At 64.4% G+C, this 17,602-nt stretch carries 17 protein-coding genes; 11 read left to right on the top strand and 6 right to left on the bottom strand.

The genetic code is table 11. From position 1 onward, the window contains the following. Positions 1 to 37: 37 nt before the first annotated feature. Together istA and istB are read left to right on the top strand one after the other, a co-directional pair. On the top strand, positions 38 to 1,270 hold the full coding sequence (gene istA / locus V4U86_RS21660) for an IS21 family transposase (protein WP_395311938.1): 1,233 nt from the start codon (positions 38 to 40) through the stop codon (positions 1,268 to 1,270). A 2-nt stretch (positions 1,271 to 1,272) separates the two neighbouring features. Next, on the top strand, positions 1,273 to 2,055 hold the full coding sequence (gene istB, locus V4U86_RS21655) for an IS21-like element helper ATPase IstB (RefSeq protein WP_395307447.1): 783 nt from the start codon (positions 1,273 to 1,275) through the stop codon (positions 2,053 to 2,055). A 434-nt stretch (positions 2,056 to 2,489) separates the two neighbouring features. Here the strand turns inward: istB and V4U86_RS21650 are convergent, their stop codons facing one another. Next, on the bottom strand, positions 2,490 to 3,344 hold the full coding sequence (locus tag V4U86_RS21650) for an alpha/beta hydrolase (protein ID WP_395307963.1): 855 nt from the start codon (positions 3,342 to 3,344) through the stop codon (positions 2,490 to 2,492). An 86-nt stretch (positions 3,345 to 3,430) separates the two neighbouring features. On the opposite strand from V4U86_RS21650, the gene V4U86_RS21645 reads away from it, so the two are divergent. Then, positions 3,431 to 4,030, top strand: a complete 600-nt coding sequence (locus tag V4U86_RS21645) for a TetR/AcrR family transcriptional regulator (protein ID WP_395307962.1) — start codon at positions 3,431 to 3,433, stop codon at positions 4,028 to 4,030. Between the two features lie 231 nt (positions 4,031 to 4,261). On the opposite strand, the gene V4U86_RS21640 is transcribed toward V4U86_RS21645, so the two are convergent. From V4U86_RS21640 to V4U86_RS21620, 5 genes are all read right to left on the bottom strand, one after another. Beyond that, positions 4,262 to 4,954, bottom strand: coding sequence for a cysteine hydrolase (locus V4U86_RS21640; RefSeq protein WP_395307961.1), 693 nt, complete (start codon positions 4,952 to 4,954; stop codon positions 4,262 to 4,264). 146 nt (positions 4,955 to 5,100) lie between these two features. Further along, positions 5,101 to 6,288 (bottom strand): cytochrome P450, encoded by a 1,188-nt coding sequence (locus V4U86_RS21635; RefSeq protein ID WP_395307960.1) that lies wholly within the window; start codon positions 6,286 to 6,288, stop codon positions 5,101 to 5,103. A 175-nt stretch (positions 6,289 to 6,463) separates the two neighbouring features. Next, positions 6,464 to 6,940 (bottom strand): CAP domain-containing protein, encoded by a 477-nt coding sequence (locus tag V4U86_RS21630; RefSeq protein ID WP_395307959.1) that lies wholly within the window; start codon positions 6,938 to 6,940, stop codon positions 6,464 to 6,466. A gap of 16 nt (positions 6,941 to 6,956) precedes the next feature. Beyond that, complete coding sequence (locus V4U86_RS21625) at positions 6,957 to 7,451, bottom strand: hypothetical protein (protein ID WP_395307958.1); 495 nt, start codon at positions 7,449 to 7,451, stop codon at positions 6,957 to 6,959. Further along, a complete protein-coding gene (locus V4U86_RS21620) occupies positions 7,432 to 7,953 on the bottom strand; it encodes a mammalian cell entry protein (RefSeq protein WP_395307957.1) in 522 nt (173 codons plus the stop codon). The genes V4U86_RS21625 and V4U86_RS21620 overlap by 20 nt, the downstream gene beginning before the upstream one ends. A 290-nt stretch (positions 7,954 to 8,243) precedes the next feature. On the opposite strand from V4U86_RS21620, the gene V4U86_RS21615 reads away from it, so the two are divergent. From V4U86_RS21615 to V4U86_RS21580, 8 genes are read left to right on the top strand one after another with little or no spacing between them, the layout of a single operon-like run. Further along, positions 8,244 to 8,981 carry an MlaE family ABC transporter permease gene (locus V4U86_RS21615; RefSeq protein ID WP_395312154.1) on the top strand — a complete coding sequence of 246 codons (738 nt, stop codon included), beginning with the start codon at positions 8,244 to 8,246 and terminating at the stop codon, positions 8,979 to 8,981. Next, complete coding sequence (locus V4U86_RS21610) at positions 8,978 to 9,832, top strand: ABC transporter permease (protein WP_395307956.1); 855 nt, start codon at positions 8,978 to 8,980, stop codon at positions 9,830 to 9,832. The genes V4U86_RS21615 and V4U86_RS21610 overlap by 4 nt, the downstream gene beginning before the upstream one ends. Before the next feature lie 5 nt (positions 9,833 to 9,837). After that, complete coding sequence (locus tag V4U86_RS21605) at positions 9,838 to 11,295, top strand: MCE family protein (RefSeq protein WP_395312153.1); 1,458 nt, start codon at positions 9,838 to 9,840, stop codon at positions 11,293 to 11,295. Further along, positions 11,292 to 12,320 carry an MCE family protein gene (locus tag V4U86_RS21600; protein WP_395307955.1) on the top strand — a complete coding sequence of 343 codons (1,029 nt, stop codon included), beginning with the start codon at positions 11,292 to 11,294 and terminating at the stop codon, positions 12,318 to 12,320. The genes V4U86_RS21605 and V4U86_RS21600 overlap by 4 nt, the downstream gene beginning before the upstream one ends. Then, positions 12,317 to 13,669 (top strand): MCE family protein, encoded by a 1,353-nt coding sequence (locus tag V4U86_RS21595; RefSeq protein WP_395307954.1) that lies wholly within the window; start codon positions 12,317 to 12,319, stop codon positions 13,667 to 13,669. Before V4U86_RS21600 ends, V4U86_RS21595 begins: the two co-directional genes overlap by 4 nt. Further along, on the top strand, positions 13,669 to 14,937 hold the full coding sequence (locus V4U86_RS21590; protein ID WP_395312152.1) for an MCE family protein: 1,269 nt from the start codon (positions 13,669 to 13,671) through the stop codon (positions 14,935 to 14,937). Before V4U86_RS21595 ends, V4U86_RS21590 begins: the two co-directional genes overlap by 1 nt. Then, a complete protein-coding gene (locus tag V4U86_RS21585; RefSeq protein WP_395307953.1) occupies positions 14,934 to 16,067 on the top strand; it encodes an MCE family protein in 1,134 nt (377 codons plus the stop codon). Before V4U86_RS21590 ends, V4U86_RS21585 begins: the two co-directional genes overlap by 4 nt. Before the next feature lies 1 nt (position 16,068). Beyond that, entirely contained in the window at positions 16,069 to 17,574 is a 1,506-nt protein-coding gene (locus V4U86_RS21580) for an MCE family protein (protein WP_395307952.1), read from the top strand. Positions 17,575 to 17,602 lie beyond the last annotated feature (28 nt).

Raw genomic sequence — 17,602 nt, 5'->3', positions numbered from 1 at the left:
AAGTAGGCCACCCAATCAGATTGGATGGGTGATCTCCTTGGAAGACTGGGCCTTGATCCGGCACCTTCACCGCAGCGAAGGGTTGTCGCAGCGGGCTATCGCACGAGAGCTGAGCATCGCGCGAGACACGGTGGCCAGCGCGTTGGCCAGTGATGGTCCGCCGAAGTACGAGCGGGCGGCAGGTCCGTCGGCGATCACCGAGGTGGAGCCGCGGCTTCGGGCGTTGTTGTCGGTTTATCCCCGGATGCCGGCGACGGTGCTCGCCGAGCGGGTCGGCTGGACCGGCTCGATCTCCTGGTTCCGGGAGCGGGTCCGGGCGATCCGTCCGGAGTATCTGCCTGCTGATCCGGTCGATCGCCTCGAGCATCCGCCGGGTCGGGTGATCCAGTGCGACCTGTGGTTCCCGGCACCGAGGATTGCGGTCGGGTTCGGTCAGGAGGCGATGCTGCCGGTGCTGGTGATGGTGGCCGCGTTCTCGCGGTTCGTCGCCGCGGTGATGCTGCCCTCGCGCCAAACCATGGACCTCGTGGCCGGGATGTGGCAGCTGCTCTCGCAGAACTTCACCACGGTGCCCCACGAGTTGTGGTGGGACAACGAAGCCGGGATCGGCCGTCGCGGCCGATTGAGCGAACCCGTGACGGCCTTGGTGGGCACGCTGGGGTCGCGACTGGTGCAGATGAAGCCTAACGACCCCGAATCCAAAGGAATGGTGGAGCGAGTCAACCGGTATCTGGAGACCTCGTTTCTGCCCGGTCGCAGCTTCAGCTCACCGCACGACTTCAATGATCAGCTCGGGCAGTGGCTTCCGCTTGCCAACAACCGACGGGTGCGGGTGTTGGATGGTCGTCCGGTCGACTTCCTCGATATCGATCGCGCGCACATGCTGGCGCTACCACCGGTGCCGCCGACCGTCGAGACGGTGACCTCGGTGCGGCTGGGACGCGACTACTACGTGCGGGTGGCCGGCAATGACTACTCCGTGGACCCCCATGCGATCGGCCAACTCGTCGAGGTGAGCACCACCCTGAGCCGTGTGACGGTGACCCGGTCAGGGCGCCTGCTGGCGGCTCACGACCGCTGCTGGGCGGCGCGACAAACCCTCACCGATCCCACCCACGTGCAGGCTGCCGCGGTGCTGCGCCACCAGTTCCAGGCCGGCCCGCCTCCGGCGGCAGGTGATCAGCTGGTGCGCGACCTGGCTGACTACGACCGGGCGTTCGGCGTCGACTTCACGACGGGCACAGTCACTTCCGATGGTGAGGTGGCATAAGCATGGCCGAGGATCCGATGAAGGCCGTCCTGCACTACGCCCAGGCTCTCAAGGCGCCGCGCATCCGCGACTCGGCTGCCCGGCTGGCCGAGCAAGCCCGCGACGCGGGCTGGACCCACGAGGAATACCTCGCCGCGGTCCTGTCACGGGAGGTCGCGGCCCGGGAAGCCTCCGGCGCGGCGACGCGTATCCGATCCGCCGGTTTCCCGACTCGCAAATCGTTGGAGGACTTCAACTTCGATCACCAGCCGGCGCTGAACCGGGACATGATCGCCCACCTGGGCACCGGCGCGTTCCTGGCCAAGGCCTCCAACGTCGTTCTCCTCGGGCCGCCCGGAACTGGCAAGACCCACCTCGCGATCGGATTAGCGGTCAAAGCTGCCCAGACCGGGCACCGCATCGCGTTCGCCACCGCGGTGGATTGGGTGGCCCGACTCAAAGCCGCCCACAACGCCGGGCGGCTCCCTGCCGAGCTGGTCAAGCTGCGGCGCATCGGTCTGCTCGTCGTCGACGAGGTCGGCTACATCCCCTTCGAGCAGGACGCGGCGAACCTGTTCTTCCAACTCGTCTCCAGCCGCTACGAGCACGCCTCACTGATCCTGACCTCGAACCTGCCCTTCGCCCGCTGGGGCGACGTGTTTGGAGACCAAGTGGTGGCCGCGGCGATGATCGACCGCATCGTGCACCACGCCGACGTCCTGACCCTCAAAGGCTCCAGCTATCGGCTCAAAGACACCGGAATCGACACCTTGCCCTCCGCCAGAGCCGACAACACGGCACAATAACCACGACCACGTGGCCTACTTTTCACCGTCGCTTCTGGCCTACTTTTCGACCGTCGTCAACATACGCAATCTCCGCAGTTTGTTCCGAGCGAACTTCACATCAATTTGGCCCCATCGGATATGACACGACTTTGAGACAGAATCCCGTGACATCAAGTGAGACAAATCGGAATTGCCGCAGCTCACACGCCCGACCATATGACATTGGATCTGAGAATCTACATCAACTGTAGATTCTCAGAACCGGTGTCATATTCTCGCGATGAGCGTCACATCGACGAACTGCCTCCCGGCATCTGCTGCGAAGTCGCCTGCGCAGCGCACCACGTTCAACTCAGCGCGCTATCGGCGCAACTTACGCCGAGCGGGAGATGCACCACGTTGGCCAAGTTGCCGATCACAGTGCTGTTGATCGCGGCCGCGGGACGCAGCGCTCAGAGGGAACGGCTGGTCCTGAGATAGCTGAGGAACGAGGCCTGGAGGCCAGTGACGTGGGTTTCGCGCAGGATCTCGCTGGTGACCGCTTCGCTGCGTGAGAGGAGGCGGTCAAGGACGGTGGCCGTGTTTGCGGCGAGGCGTCGATAGACTGCCAGCTCTCCGAGCAGCTCCCGGTCGTTGAGGGTCACGTGCAGTGTAGAGGCCCTCCGGCTATCGCCCAGTTCCAGGAGTTGACTGAAAATTCGACTGTCGCCTGCGATGACGCCGGGGCTGCCGGCTCCGATGCTCTCGAAGTGGGTGGTGCCGGTGAGCCAGGTGTAGAGACTGAAGAGCCCTCCGTAGGAGTAGCCGAAAAGGCCGTGACCGCTTGTGGCAGTGCCGTAGTCGTGTTCGATCCGCGGGTGTAGCTCCGCGGTGAGGAAGCGCAGGAATGCATCGGCGTGCGTATCGCGTAATTCGGCAAGGTAGGCGTCGGCCTCCTCCCGCGTCCTGGTGCCCGCTTGCAATCCCAACTCCACCGCATCTATGAGCTCCTTGGCGATGGGTTCGCCGGGCGGCACGAAGTCTCTGTTGCGCAACCGGTCCCAGTCCTGTGCTTCCTCGCCCGCGTAGCCAACGCTGACTTGAATGTAGGGCTGGATCCGTTGCATGGGGTCGATCTGGGTGACGATGAGCGGAGCCGTCAGGCCAACAGCGAAGTTCCCGTCGAGCACATACACCGCAGGCGAATTCGCCGTGGCGCGGTCGTAGCCCGGTGGCGTGGTAACCCAGACACCGTAGTCATGGCCGTCGCTGGAGCGCATCTCGAAATAGTCGGTGTCGGCGAGACAACCTTGCCACATGGAGCTCATCAGTAGCCCTTCACAAGCCGGCGGGCACGGTGCGCGTGCCCGCTACCAATTTATCCGTTGGAAAATTACTATCCAATGGATAGGTTGTGGAGGTGATCTTGTCAAGCGGACAAAATGGAGGCGACGCGCGCGAGCGTCTGCTGGCTCGGCTCTTTGAAGCCTTCGCCGACGATCTTCCCTCGCCGGAGGTGTCGCTGCGCGAGGTCGCGGGCCGGGCTGGGACCAGCCATGCCCTGCTGCGGTACCACTTCGGATCACTCTCGGGCGTCTTGGCGGCCATGCTCACAGTGCAGCGTGCCCGAGACAACGAGGTGCTGTTCCAGACCGCCATGCAGGGCACCTTCGATGATCTCGTCGGGGCGATCTGGCGGGCCTACACCCGCCCGGAGCAACTGGCGCGTGTTCGCGGGTTCTTTCACGTTGTCGGGCTCGCCGCATACAACCCAGGAGAGTTTCGTGGGTTCATCGACTCGCTCGACGATCTGACCGCGATGCTGGCCACGCTCGCGGAGCGCGAAGGGCATGACACCAAGGAAGCGCTGAGCATGGCCACCGTCACGGTCGCCGCTCTTCGCGGCTTGCTTCTGCAAAAGGTGCTGAATCCAGACGATTTGGAGGACGCAGTCTCCTTGATCTTGTGTATGAGAAAAGGCGGATGCGCACCAGCCGCACGCCGGGGGACTTGAGAGTTTTCCTTACCGGCCTGTCTCTATAGAGCGCGTGGGGGACCGAGTCACGCTCACTCACCTCCGGCGGGCGCGAAGTTGGACCAGCACGTTCGACACAGGTGGCTCTCTCGACCCTGGCCGCGGGCTATTGCGCGCCCGTCGTAGTCGGGGTCTGGCAGCGTGCGGTCGGCTACCAGGGTCCTTTCGCGTATGCACCTGTGCCGACGCAGGACTGAAGCAGCATCGAGGTCAACTGGGTCTATTGGCCGATTTGTTGGCAGCCAGTGATGAGTACAACTCTGCGGCCGTCCAGATCTCGGCCTGACGGGGAAACACCCGCCGCAGCAGGAAGTCGTGCACCTCGGGATCAGCGTCAGCCGTGCACTCGGCGACCACGATGATCCGGTAATCGCGGTCGGCGGCTTCTCTGATTGTGGTCAATACTGCACCGCTGGTATGGCATCCGGCGATTATCAGGGTTGTCACCCCGTAGTTGGTCAATTGCTCGTCCAGGCCGGTGGAGAAGATCCCCCACCGGGTGGTGCGCAACTCGATGTCCTCCGGTCGCACGCTCAATGCCGGGTGTAGACCGGCGTCAGGAGTTCCGTTGCGCAGTCGGTGCTCCTGCACCACTGTCGCGAACTCCTTGTTCGTCAGCGGCGGGAACCGATAGTCCATCTGGTCGAACGCCAGTCGCGCATGGACCACGATTCCCTCGTGAATGCGCGCAATGTCCACAACCTTGTTGATTCTTGCGATAAGCGCGTCGTGTTGCGGTATCGAGGCAAGGATCTCAGGTTGGCAGCCCAGAACCAGTAGTGCGCATTCACTGGGCGAAACCGGCCCACCCTGGTAGGAGTCGCCGCCCGAGGACGGCAATGAGGCCGTCGAGCGCGCAGCACTGATCCGGGAGTCGGATGCGACCGACGGGGCAGTGCCCATCCGCCTCGTCCGGCTCAGGCTACGCCATACTGATTCGACCAACACCGAATTATCCTCCAATGAACCATATTTGGTTTCGGATTCTCGCGGGCCCGTCCCTGCGGTTGTGCCGCCGCGACCGCCTAGCTGACAGGGTTGGGGCGGCTCTACACGTTCGTGGCGCGAGTGAACGAGATGGGGACCGACACGGCCCCCCATACCTGGCTCTGCACGTACTTGACCTGTTCGCCGGGCGCGACGCAGAAGTCATCGAACGCCCGGAACACCTCCTCGATGGCCACCCGGAGCTCCAGTCGGGCCAGGTGCATGCCCAAGCACTTGTGAATACCGCTCCCGAAAGTCAAGTGACGGACGTTGTTTCGGTCGAATTGGGGCTGATCGGGGTCGGAGAACTCGGCCGGGTCACGGTTAGCCGCGGGAAGCGCGAGCAGAACCCGCTCGCCGGCCTTGAGTGTCTGGCCCGCCACCGTGGTATCGGTCGCGACGGTACGTCCGGTCACCACAGGCGCGAACAGTCGCAACGCCTCCTCCACGACTTGTGCCGACGGAGATTTCCGCGCCTGCGCCTGCACCTCGGGATTCTCGGCGAAATAGGCCAGCGTCGTGGCCAGCGTCTTATAGGTGGTATCGAACCCGGCACCGATGATGCTGAATCCGATCGCGGCGATTACTTCATCGGTCAGTTCCGCCACCTCGGGTTGCTTGGCGAGGAGGTAGCTGAGCAGGTCGTCGCCGGGCTTCTCGCGCAGCGGCGCGATGATGACGTCCTGGACAAAAGCCATCGCCCCTTGCCATGCGTCGACCGCGCCGCTGGTGTCCTGCCCGGCCTGGTCGACCATGTATCGGACCCCGTCACGAATGACATCCATGTTTTGAGCCTGGACGCCGACGACCCGCAGAATCATCTCCATCGGGATCGGCAGAGCGAATTCGGTGGCCAGGTCGGCCGGCGAGGTCAACGATGCCAGGACCTCGGCGGTCAGGTCCCGCAGGACCGGCTCGAAACCGGTGATGCGCCGCGGTGTGAACCAGTCCCGCAACAGCGTCCGATAGAGACGGTGCTCGGGGTCCTCGAGCATCTGCGGTATCAGTGGATTGCCCGCGGTCATATCCGGAATGAGGGCTTCTCCGGAGGTGAATTCGTTCGGTGCCGAGGCGATCGCGTGAATCGATTCGTATTCAGTCGCAATCCAGTAACCGCCGTGACTGTTGGTCCACTGCATCGGATTCTCGCTGCGCAGGCCTCGGTACACATCGTGGATGCGGTGCGCGATACTCTGATCGTAGTGGTCGAAGTCAACGGTTGGACGCTGATCGGTGGCCGGTTGAACCATTATTTGTCACTCTTTCTGTTGCAAGCGCCGGGCGCCGCGGGCGGCCGGCAGTGCCTGATTCCAGCTTTACTGACCGCAACTGCCTTGGGAAGAACCCTGCGTGGTGTTGGCACTACTCCGATCGACTACGCGGCTCGGAGGTGAATCACCAACTTCTGCAGGCATATCGGTGGCATCATCGGGATGGGTTGCCGTAGACCGCGACGACCACGGTGCGATCAAGGGAGTTCTCCGACCAGACCCCGATGTCGGTCTGTGCGCAGTTACTCATCACCGCGAAGTCCTCCGGATCCCAGTACCACATGTTGATCAGTTCCATCGAACTGATCGCCAGCGCGGGGTTGATCGCCACCGTCTCCTGGGCTGACCCGGGGTATCCGGCAGCCGCCGCCCGCTGTTGAACCGTGGAACCATCGGATCCTGTGTGGCCGGCCAGGGACCGGTTGTCGCGGACGTCGAGCGCATGCCGTTGGGCGGCCTGCTGCAACCGGGCGTCGACTCGGAGCTTGGCACGGCAGCCCGCCTTGTACTGCACGATGCTCACCATCTGCACCACCGAAGAGTTCAGCCGGTTGTTGTCCGCGTGCGCGGCCGGGTGCGTGGAGCCGGCAACCGCCAGCACGACGGTCGTCGCTGCAATCGCTGTCTTCATGTGGTCCCGTTTCTGTTCAGATCGGCGCGAAGTCCGAGATCAGCCATCGTCCGTTGATCTGCTCAAGGGTGACCTTCACGCTTGATGCGGTATCGGTGGGAGGGTCATCGCCGATCACGGTGGTCTGATTGACGTAGACCAGCACCAGGGCATGGGTGCTGTCGGCCGATACCGATGCCGCCGCGGGAACCGTTGCGGTGGATCGGATCTTCTTCTCCTGCGCGCTGGGGATCACCACATCGTTGACGAGCGTGGTGAAGGAGTCGCGGAACTCGCCGGTGAGTTGGTCACGGACCGGCAGCAGATCTGTTTCGACGGTGTCGGAGGAGTAGCTCAGCATGGCGATGGTGGACTCGGTGGCGGCGCGGACCGATTCCGGGCCCGCCATCAGCTCCGCACGCTGCTGGGCATCGTGATGCTTGAGCCAACCCGCACCGCAGGTCAACAACAGCGCCACGCAGCCGGCGACGACCGCGGGCCGCGGGCGGCGGTCAGGGGACAAATTCCACATTGGACACCTTCGCTGTCGATCCGTCCTGTTGAACACCGATCCGCATGCGCCACTGTCGCGGCTGTGCCTCGGCGCCGTTGATCGACGTGGTCACCGCAACTGTCACCAGAACATCGGCCTGGTCGCCGCGGACCTGCTCGAGTCCCGCTTCCAGGACGGTGCCACGAGTGGTGGACTGGGCCCTGGTCACTGCCTCTACAAAAGCCTCGGAGCGCCGCTGGAAATCTTCCAGGAACGGCCCGGTCGACGAGGCGATGATGCGGGCCACGTTATCGTCCACGTGGGCGGCGTCGATGGTGGTCAGCATCTCCGAACCCGCACGTGCGGCGGCCAGGAATGACTCCTGACGGCGGAGTTCCTGACCGCCCTCGTAGCCGCGGATACCGAGAAATCCGCACAGCACCGTCAGCGCGACGATGATCGCAGCGCACAGCAATGTGGTCGGCCGTGGCGGCCATCGGCGTGCCCGCGATGGTGCGTCATCGTCCTCCGTGGGCGTCATCTCCCGGCACTCCGGGGCAACCATCTGGCTCAACTTGGCCCTGCGCATCCGTCTGGTGGCTGAAAGCTATTGTGCCCATTGTCGGCCGCGGTGCCGCACTGCGGTCAAGTCCGCCCACTTCAAATAGTGCGAGTAAAGCAAGTCCTCCAATCATGTTCTGCACCATATGAAATCGAAGCTGTTGCTGGGTCGCAGCGGCACCTGTTGCATTCAGGTGACAGCGGTGTCACCTCGCACCGCGATAGAGAGAGCAGGTGGGAGTGGTCAGCGTCGACTTGATCGCCAAACCCATGCGGGGTGTCGGCGGCTTCATCTCCATGGTGATCGACACCGCGATGCTGTTGCCAAGACCGCCGTTCGCATGGCGTGAGTGCATTTTTCAGATGTGGTTCGTGGCTCGGGTGTCCATTGTGCCGACGGTGATGCTCTCCATCCCGTTCACTGTGCTGTCGGTCTTCATCTTTAACATCCTGCTCGTCGAATTCGGGGCTGCGGACTTCTCGGGTGCCACCGCAGCCTTCGGCGCCGTCACTCAGATCGGCCCACTGGTAACGGTTCTCGTCGTCGCCGGTGCTGCCGCCACGGCGATGTGCGCGGACTTGGGCGCACGCACGATCCGCGACGAACTCGACGCCATGCGAGTGATGGGCATCGATCCGCTCCAGGCGCTGGTGGTTCCCCGGGTGGTGGCCACCGTGATCGTCGCGTTGCTGCTGAACTCGGTGGTCTGCGTGGTGGGCGTCCTCGGCGGGTTCTTCTTCTCGGTGTTCGTTCAGCACGTGACACCCGGCGCGTTCGTTGCAGGGATGACTCTCTTCACCGGAGGCGCGGAGATCCTGATCTCGTTGGTCAAGGCGGCACTGTTCGGTCTGGTGGCCGCCTTGGTGGGCTGCTACAAGGGCATCTCGGTCGGGGGCGGGCCGGCCGGCGTCGGCAACGCTGTCAACGAGACTGTGGTGTTCTCCTTCATGGCGCTCTTCGTGATCAATCTGTTGGTCACGGCCGTCGGCGTACAGGCGACGATGTGACCGGCGGCGCCCCGAGCAGCCTGCGACCGCGGCTGCGACGCAAGGTGCGCAGCATCGGTGACGGTTGGAACCAGGTGGGCCTACAGACCCAGTTCTACGGCCAGACCGTACGCTCGGTCGGCGACGCCGTGGTGCACTACCGCGCCGAGGTCGCCGTCCAGGTTGCCCAGATGAGTCTGGGCGCAGGAGCATTGGCGGTGGTGGGCGGGACGATCGTCATCGTCGCGTTCCTGACCATGTCGGCGGGTGCGCTGATCGCGGTGCAGGGTTACAACACGCTGGCCGGTGTCGGAGTGGAGGCCCTGACGGGCTTCACCTCGGCCTACCTCAATGTCCGGATCATCGGCCCGTTGACGACGGGTATCGGCCTGGCCGCCACCATCGGCGCCGGCGCGACTGCGCAACTGGGCGCCATGCGCATCTCCGAGGAGATCGATGCGCTGGAAGTGATGGGGGTGCGGTCGATCTCCTACCTGGCCTCGACCAGACTGCTGGCCGGTCTCATCGTCGTGGTCCCGCTGTACTGCGTGGCCGTGCTGATGTCGTTCGTAGCCGCACGGGTGGGCACGACGGTCGTCTACGGGCAGTCGACGGGCGTGTACGACCACTACTTCAAGACCTTTCTCAACCCGGCAGACCTGGTCTGGTCCTTTGTGCAGGCGGTGGCAATGGCGTTGGCCGTCATGGTCATCCACACCTATTACGGGTACACCGCCAGCGGTGGTCCTGCGGGGGTGGGGGAGGCGGTCGGCCGAGCGGTCCGGACCTCGCTGATCGTCGTCGTCTTCGTGACCCTGGTGATCTCGCTGTCGGTGTACGGCCGTTCCGGCAACTTCAACCTGTCTGGATGATGGACATGCTCCCGGTGAAATTCTCACAAATCCGTCCGGCATGGTCGGCCGCCTTACTGGTGGCCACCGTGCTGGCGATAGCGGCGGTGACCGTCGCGCTGTTCAACGGCTGGTTCCGTTCCTATCTGCCGGTCACGCTCACCGCCGACCGATCCGGACTGGTGATGGAACCCGGCGGCAAGGTGAAGATGCGCGGGCTTGCCGTCGGCCATGTCACCGAGGTCCGGTCCGCCGCCGGCGGGACCGCCATCATGACCTTGGCGATCGACCCGCAGTACGTCAGGTACATCCCGGCCAACGTGGCCGCGCAGATCAACGCGACGACGGCCTTCGGTGCCAAGTACGTGGACCTGATCTACCCGAGTGACCCGAGTCCCGAGCGCATCACCGCACGACAGAGCCTCCGGTCGAGTGACACGACCAGTGAGGTCAACACGGTGTTCGAGAACCTCGTGGGGTTACTGGACAAGGTCGATCCGGCGAAACTGAATGCGACGTTGAGTGCCATCGCCGAGGGTGTACGCGGTCAGGGCGAAGCCATCGGCCGGGCCACCAGCGATGCCAACGAGGTCCTGCTGGCGATCAACCCGCGCAACGAGACCATCCGCACCGATCTGCGTGCGTTGCGTGACTTCAGCGACACCTACGGTGCGGCCGCAGGCGATCTGCTGACGGCTCTGGATGCCCTCAGCACGACCTCTACCACCGTGTCCGATCGTTCCGACGATATCGATGCACTGTTGGTGAACGTCATCGGATTTGCCGACAGTGGGACTCAATTGCTCGGTGCAGCCAAGGACGATCTCGTGCGCACCGTGGATGCACTGCAACCAACGACGTCGATGCTCTTCGAACACCATCCCGCACTGACCTGCACGCTGCTGGGTGCCCAGTGGTTCATCGACAACGGTGGGGCCCAGGCCGAGGGTGGTAACGGGTACTCGATCATCCTGGATGCCTCGCTGGCCTGGGGACAGGATCCCTATCGGTATCCAGAGAACCTGCCCATCGTAGGAGCGAAGGGGGGACCCGGCGGTAAGCCGGGCTGCGGGTCGCTGCCCGACCCGAGTAAGCAGTTCCCGGTGCGGCAGCTGGTGACCAACACCGGGTGGGGTACCGGCAATGACATCAGGGTCAATCCGGGCATCGGATTTCCCGGCTGGGCGAACTATTTCCCGGTCACCCGGGCCGTTCCAGAACCACCGAGTGTGCGCAACCTGGAAGGCCCGGCGCCTGCACCGGTTCCGTATCCGGGTGGCCCGCCCTATGGCGCTCCCCAGTATGCGCCGGATGGCAGCCCGTTGTATCCCGGCCTGCCGCCGGCCCCACCGCCGGGCGCTCCGCGCGCACCGGGTCCGACGCCGGGGTCCGAGCCATTCGAGGCGCCGTTCCCGATGGCAACGCCGCCGACCCCGCAGCCGCCTCCACCACCCACCTCGCGGATAGGAGCGTCATCGCCATGAAGTCACAGCTAGCGGGTGTCCTGTGGCGCCTGATGATCTTCTTGACCGTCTGCATCACGGGTCTGTTCGTTCTGGTGGCGGTGTTCGCGCAGGTGAGATTCCAATCCCAGCAGAGCTACCGGGCGCTGTTCGGCAACGTCGGTGGGCTCAAGAGCGGCGACTTCGTCAGGATCGCCGGTGTCGAGGTCGGCAAGGTCGGCCGGCTCACGATCGGCCGAGACAGCACGGTGGACGTCGAATTCGAGATCGACGACTCCGTGCAGCTCACCAACAGCAGCCGTGCCGTCATCCGTTTCGACAACCTCTACGGCGACCGCTATTTGGCACTGGAAGCCGGCACCGGCGGCGGTGAGCCGCTCAAACCGGGTGACACCATCGCTGCGGCCAACACCGCACCCGCACTGGATCTCGACACCCTGATCGGTGGATTCCGACCCCTGTTCCGGGCATTGGACCCGGACCAGATCAACGCATTGTCCGGACAACTCATCCAGGCCTTCCAGGGCCAGGGCCGCACCATCGGTTCCCTGCTGGGCCATACCGCGATATTCACCGACGCGCTGGCAGACCGTGACGAGTTGATCGGGGATCTCATCGCCAATCTCGATAATGTGCTCGGTGCGATCGGTGACAATGACGCCGACTTCGGCAATGCGATCGGCCGGCTCGAAGAACTGACCACTGCCTTGGCCGCACGCAAGGACGGGATCGCCGATGCCACGGCGAACCTCGACAGCACCGCGCGTGAGGTCGCCGACCTGCTCGCACAGTCGCGCCCGGCGATCCAGAAGGTCCGCCAGGAGACCGATCGGGTGGCGACCATCGTGCTCAACAATCATGAGTACTTCGATGACCTGCTCAACACCCTGCCCGACGCCTATCGGATGTTGGGTAGGCAAGGGCTGTACGGGGATTGGTTCGCCTTCTACATCTGCGAGGCGATCATCAAGGTGAACGGCAAGGGCGGCCAGCCGGTCTACATCAAGGCCGCCGCCCAGACGTCGGGCAGGTGCACGCCGAAATGAAGCCGATGGCAGAACGCAATCAGGTCAAGGTGGGTGCCGCCGGATCGGTGGTGATCGCGGCCATGATTGTCGGCGCGCTGAACTATGACATGATCCCGTTTCTCAGCGCTGGTCACACCTACACGGCCCAGTTTGCCGATGCGGCCGGGCTGCGACCGGATTCACCGGTGGAGGTGGCAGGCCTGCGGGTCGGGCAGGTGTCCTCCATCGCGCTGGACGGCGATCGGGTAGTGGTCACCTTCGACATCGACCGCAACGTCTTCGTCGGGGACCGCTCCGAGGCTGCCATCAAGACCAAAACGGTGCTGGGCGCCAAGGTGATCGAGGTGACACCGCGTGGTGATGCGCCTCTGAAGCAGCCGATCCTGCTGGAACAGACCACATCGCCCTATCAGTTGGCCGATGCGCTGGGTGACCTTTCCGCAACCATCAACGGTCTGGATACCGATCAACTGTCGACCTCGCTGCGGACGCTGGCCGAGACTTTCGCCGATACACCGCCGGAGCTGCGTTCAGCTGTTGACGGAGTCTCGCGTCTGTCGGGAACCCTGGCCGAACGCGACACCCAGCTGCGGTCACTGCTGTCCGATGTGGGCAAGGTGTCCAAGGTTCTGGGTCAGCGAAGCAGTCAGATCGTGGATCTGGTCACGAACTCCAACGCGTTGCTCGCGCAGATCCGGACCCAAAGTGCCGCATTGGATTCCATTTCCTCGAGCATCGTCGCGGTCAGCGGGCAGGTGCGCGCCTTCATAGCGGAGAATCGCGAGTCGTTCACACCGACGTTGGACCGTCTCAACGGGGTGCTGGCCATAATCGACAACCGCAGGGGGCGCCTGCAGGATGCTGTCAAACGACTCAACTCCTACGCAATGGCTCTCGGAGAGTCGGTGTCCTCGGGGCCGTTCTTCAAAGGGTTTGTCGTCAATCTGCCACCCGGACAGTATATTCAGCCCTTCATCGACGCGGCGTTTTCCGACCTGGGGCTGGATCCCAACGTGCTCGCGCCCTCCCAGCTCACCGATCCACCGGTCGGGCAGCCAGGCACTCCGGCGCTGCCGGTGCCCTTCCCGCGGACAGGGCAGGGCGGTACTCCACGCATGACGGTGCCCGACGCGATCACCGGAAATCCGGGTGACCCGGGGTGTGGCCCGCCGGGCCTGCCTCTGCCCGGCCCCACGGGGTGTTACCCGTACCGGGAACCCCTCCCGGCTCCCGCCCCTGGCGGTCCACCGCCTGGGCCACCGGAACCCGGTGCCACCTCGCCGGTTCCGCCCACCCACGGTCCGGTTTTCATCCCGGCTCCCGGTGAGATACCTGCGGGTCGGGGACAGGGTATGGACGGAGGATGATGAGGATATCCAAGACCGGGCGGCTGGCCGCGGTCATCGGGCTGGTGGCCGTGTTCGCCTGCGGCGCCGCGGCACTGCGGTTCTGGGAATCTACAGGTCGGACGCACATCACCGCCTATTTCGCGAACAGCACGGGCATCTTCCCCGGCGACGATGTGCGGATCCTCGGGGTGCGCGTCGGTGAGATCGCGACGATCGAGGCGCAACCGGACCGGGTGCAGATCACCATGTGGGTCGATGACGACTACCGCGTGCCTGCCGATGCAAAGGCGGTGATCCTGTCGCCTTCGCTGATCTCGGCCCGGGCAGTGCAGCTCGTCCCCGCATACACCGGCGGGCCGGAGCTGGCAGACGAGGCCGTCATACCGGTCGACCGCACCGCCGTCCCGGTCGAGTGGGATGACCTGCGTGAGCAATTGGGCAAGTTGGCCGAGGCGTTGCAGCCGACCGAACCCGGCGGGGTGAGCACGCTCGGCGCCTACGTGAACTCGGCGGCGGACAATCTGCGCGGGCAAGGCGACAACATCCACGTGGCGATCAAGCGCCTCGCCACGACCATGTCGGCGCTCGGTGATCACAGCGACGACATCTTCGCGACCGCCCAGAACCTGGCACTGGTGGTCTCGGCGCTGCAGGACAGCAAGGATGTGATGCGCCAGCTGAACCGCAACCTGGCAGCCACCACGGAGCTGATCGACAACCAGCCTCAGGAGATCGGAACGGCCATCGATGAGCTCAGTGCGGTCGTAGGTGAGGTTGCGAGCTTCACCGCGGGCAGTCGCGAAACGATAGGGGTGACGGCAGACAAGCTGGCCTCGATCAGTAGCGCACTCCAGGAGAGCCGCGAGGACCTGGAACAAACCCTGCACGTCGCGCCGACCGGGCTTGCCAACTTCGTCAACATCTATCCACCCGCCATCGGCGGTTTCGCCGGTGCGTTCAGTCTGAACAACTTCGCGAATCCGATCCAATTCCTTTGTGGGGCAATTCAAGCAGCGTCACGGCTGAATGCCGAACAGTCGGCCAAGCTCTGCGTCCAGTATCTGGCACCGATCGTGAAGAACCGGCAGATGAACTTCCCGCCGTTGGGCGTGAACCCAGTCGTCGGAGCATATGCCCGCCCCAACGAGATCACCTACAGCGAGGATTGGATGCGCCCGGACTATGTGCCGCCCCCACCCCCGGCTCCTGCTGCGGCGCCGTTGCCGGCCGAGCAGGCACCCCAGGATCTGAACGACATGTTGATGCCACCTGGGGCGGGTTCATGACCGGTCGCCGTGGGACACCCCTGCTGGCAGGGCTGGTGGCGACAGTATCGCTGACGGCCGGGTGCGGTTGGCAGGGCGCGAACTCGCTGCCGCTGCCCGGTACCGAGGGCAGCGGTCCGGGGGCATACACCATCATGGCGCAGTTACCCGATGTCGGTAACGTTCAACGAAATTCGCGTGTACGCGTTGGCGATGTCACGGTCGGCAGCGTCACCGCGATCGAGCGCCAGGGTTGGCACGCCTTGCTGACGATACGACTCAACTCCGATGTCGACCTGCCCGCGAACTCCACCGCGACGGTAGGCCAGACCAGCCTGCTGGGCTCATTACACATCGAACTGGCCCCGCCGGTCGCCGTCGCCGCCGAGGGGCGCCTACACGAGGGTTCGTTGATTCCGCTGTCCGCGGGCGGCAGTTACCCGACCACCGAGCAGACACTTGCCGCGCTGTCACTGGTGCTCAACGGTGGTGGCCTCGGCCGGGTCCACGACATCACCCACTCGTTGAGCACCGCGTTCGCGGGCCGAGCGGGTGACCTGAGCAGCCTCGTCGAACAGGTGGACATATTCGTCGGCAATGTCGAGAACCAGACCAGGGACATCATCGACGCCGCCGACAGCGTCAACCGGCTCGTCGCGCAATTTGCCGCACGGACACCGGTCCTCGATCGCGCCCTCGACACCATTCCCAGAGCGCTCGACGTCCTGGCGGATCGCCGCGCAGAACTGGCGCTGGCACTGGACAAGCTCGGTCAGTTCGGGGCGCTCACCGCCGAGACGGTGAATCAGACCAAAGACGACCTGATCACCGAGCTCAACGATCTCGGCCCGGTACTGGAGTCCCTGGCCAACGCGGGCCCGGCGATGGTCACCTCGCTGAGCTACTTGACGACCTTCCCGTTCGTCAAGGAGAACATCGGCAATTACTTCCGCGGTGACTACGTCAACCTCACCGGGGTCTTCGATCTCACACTGAGCCGGCTCGACGCGGGCTTTCTCACCGGTACCAGATTCGAAGGCAGTCTGACCGAGCTGGAGATGCAATGGGGTCGCACGATCGGGCAGATGCCCAGCCCGTACACCGGTGGGAACCCCTTGAGCGCACCGTATATCGCCGATCAGGGACGATGAGATGAGACTCAACAAACGGACCAGGGTGCAGCTTGCCGTATTCACCGTGGTGTCGCTGGTGGCGGCAATGGTGATGAGCGTCGGATTCATGGAGGTGCCGGCCAGGGTCTTCGGCGTCGGCCAGTACCGAGTGACCATTGCGCTGCCGAGCACCGGCGGACTCTATCCGTCGAGCAATGTCACCTACCGCGGGCTGGGGGTGGGGCGGGTTGCCGACGTGCGGCTGACCGATACCGGCATCGAGGCCGACCTGTCACTGAACTCCGATGTGTCGATCCCCGCGGACGTGACCGCACGCGTGCACAGCAGGTCGGCGATCGGCGAGCAGTACGTCGAACTCACCCCGCCGGCCGATGCGGGAAGTACCGCGTTGCGCGACGGCGACGTGATAGCCATCGACCGCACTGGAATTCCGGTCGACATCAATACCATTCTCGATGAGACCAACCGAGGCCTGAGCGCCATTCCCGCGGACAATCTGCGCACCGTCATCGACGAGAGCGCCAGCGCGTTCGGCGGTCTGGGGCCGGATCTGGCCCGGTTGGTCCGGGCATCCACGGAACTGGCCTCCGGTGCCAAGTCGGATCTGAGCGCGCTCACGACCCTGATCGACGAATCGGCCCCCGTGCTGGACACCCAGAGCGACACCGCCGACGAGATCAGAGCGTGGTCATCGCACCTGGCCAGGATCACCGGGCAGCTGGCCCAGCGTGATGCCGCGGTGCATGGTCTCATCAGGGAAGGGGCCGACGCGGCGGGAGAGGTCCGCCAATTGTTCGATCGGCTGCAGCCATCCTTACCGATCATGCTCGCCAACCTTGCCGGGATCGCCGAGCTGGCGGTCACCTATCAGGCCGGCGTGCGTCAGATCCTGGTGCTCGTCCCCCAGGCCATCGCTGTTCTCGGCAGTTCCCTGGTGCCCGGTATGGGAGTCATGAGCGCCTACAAGGGGCCATTCGTCACCTTCGATCTCAACCTGAACGTGCCACCCCCCTGTCTGACCGGGTTTCTTCCTCCCAGCCAGCAGCGTTCACCGGCGTTCGAGGACTATCCGGACCGCCCACCGGGTGATCTGTACTGCCGGGTGCCACAGGACTCTCCCTTCAATGTGCGTGGCGCGCGCAACCTCCCGTGTGTCAGCACGCCGGGCAAACGCGCGCCGACGGCAAGGATGTGCAATAGCGACGAGGAGTATGTCCCGCTCAACGACGGGTTCAACTGGAAGGGGGACCCGAACGCCACCATGTCGGGTCAGGGGATCCCACAGGTCGACACCGACACACCGGTGCCGGACGCAGCACCGGGATCCACACCGCAGGCTGCGCCCGCCTCCTCGGCGCCGCCGGTGACAGGCCAAACTGCCGATATTCCAGTAGCGTTCGCTTCCTATCGCCCCGCCGACGGGTCCTATGTCGGCCCGGACGGCAACGTCTACACACTGACCAATCTGGCCGAACACCGTCCCGAGCAGACCTGGCAGTCGATGCTCTTCGCCGCCGGAGGCTGACCAACTGTCCGGCGACACAGAGCCCGTT

It is taken from the genome of Mycobacterium sp. AMU20-3851, assembly GCF_043974665.1.
Lineage (GTDB): Bacteria > Actinomycetota > Actinomycetes > Mycobacteriales > Mycobacteriaceae > Mycobacterium.
The sequence above is the reverse complement of the archived record's forward strand: the minus strand, read 5'-3'. Positions and strand labels throughout refer to the sequence as shown.

Coding starts and splice junctions, on each gene's coding strand:
- istB (WP_395307447.1), top strand. CDS start 1,273: ATGGCCGAGGATCCGATGAAGGCCGTCCTGCACTACGCCCAGGCTCTC.
- V4U86_RS21650 (WP_395307963.1), bottom strand. CDS start 3,344: ATGAGCTCCATGTGGCAAGGTTGTCTCGCCGACACCGACTATTTCGAG.
- V4U86_RS21640 (WP_395307961.1), bottom strand. CDS start 4,954: ATGGGCACTGCCCCGTCGGTCGCATCCGACTCCCGGATCAGTGCTGCG.
- V4U86_RS21635 (WP_395307960.1), bottom strand. CDS start 6,288: ATGGTTCAACCGGCCACCGATCAGCGTCCAACCGTTGACTTCGACCAC.
- V4U86_RS21630 (WP_395307959.1), bottom strand. CDS start 6,940: ATGAAGACAGCGATTGCAGCGACGACCGTCGTGCTGGCGGTTGCCGGC.
- V4U86_RS21625 (WP_395307958.1), bottom strand. CDS start 7,451: ATGTGGAATTTGTCCCCTGACCGCCGCCCGCGGCCCGCGGTCGTCGCC.
- V4U86_RS21620 (WP_395307957.1), bottom strand. CDS start 7,953: ATGACGCCCACGGAGGACGATGACGCACCATCGCGGGCACGCCGATGG.
- V4U86_RS21615 (WP_395312154.1), top strand. CDS start 8,244: ATGCGGGGTGTCGGCGGCTTCATCTCCATGGTGATCGACACCGCGATG.
- V4U86_RS21605 (WP_395312153.1), top strand. CDS start 9,838: ATGCTCCCGGTGAAATTCTCACAAATCCGTCCGGCATGGTCGGCCGCC.
- V4U86_RS21600 (WP_395307955.1), top strand. CDS start 11,292: ATGAAGTCACAGCTAGCGGGTGTCCTGTGGCGCCTGATGATCTTCTTG.
- V4U86_RS21595 (WP_395307954.1), top strand. CDS start 12,317: ATGAAGCCGATGGCAGAACGCAATCAGGTCAAGGTGGGTGCCGCCGGA.
- V4U86_RS21590 (WP_395312152.1), top strand. CDS start 13,669: ATGAGGATATCCAAGACCGGGCGGCTGGCCGCGGTCATCGGGCTGGTG.
- V4U86_RS21585 (WP_395307953.1), top strand. CDS start 14,934: ATGACCGGTCGCCGTGGGACACCCCTGCTGGCAGGGCTGGTGGCGACA.
- V4U86_RS21580 (WP_395307952.1), top strand. CDS start 16,069: ATGAGACTCAACAAACGGACCAGGGTGCAGCTTGCCGTATTCACCGTG.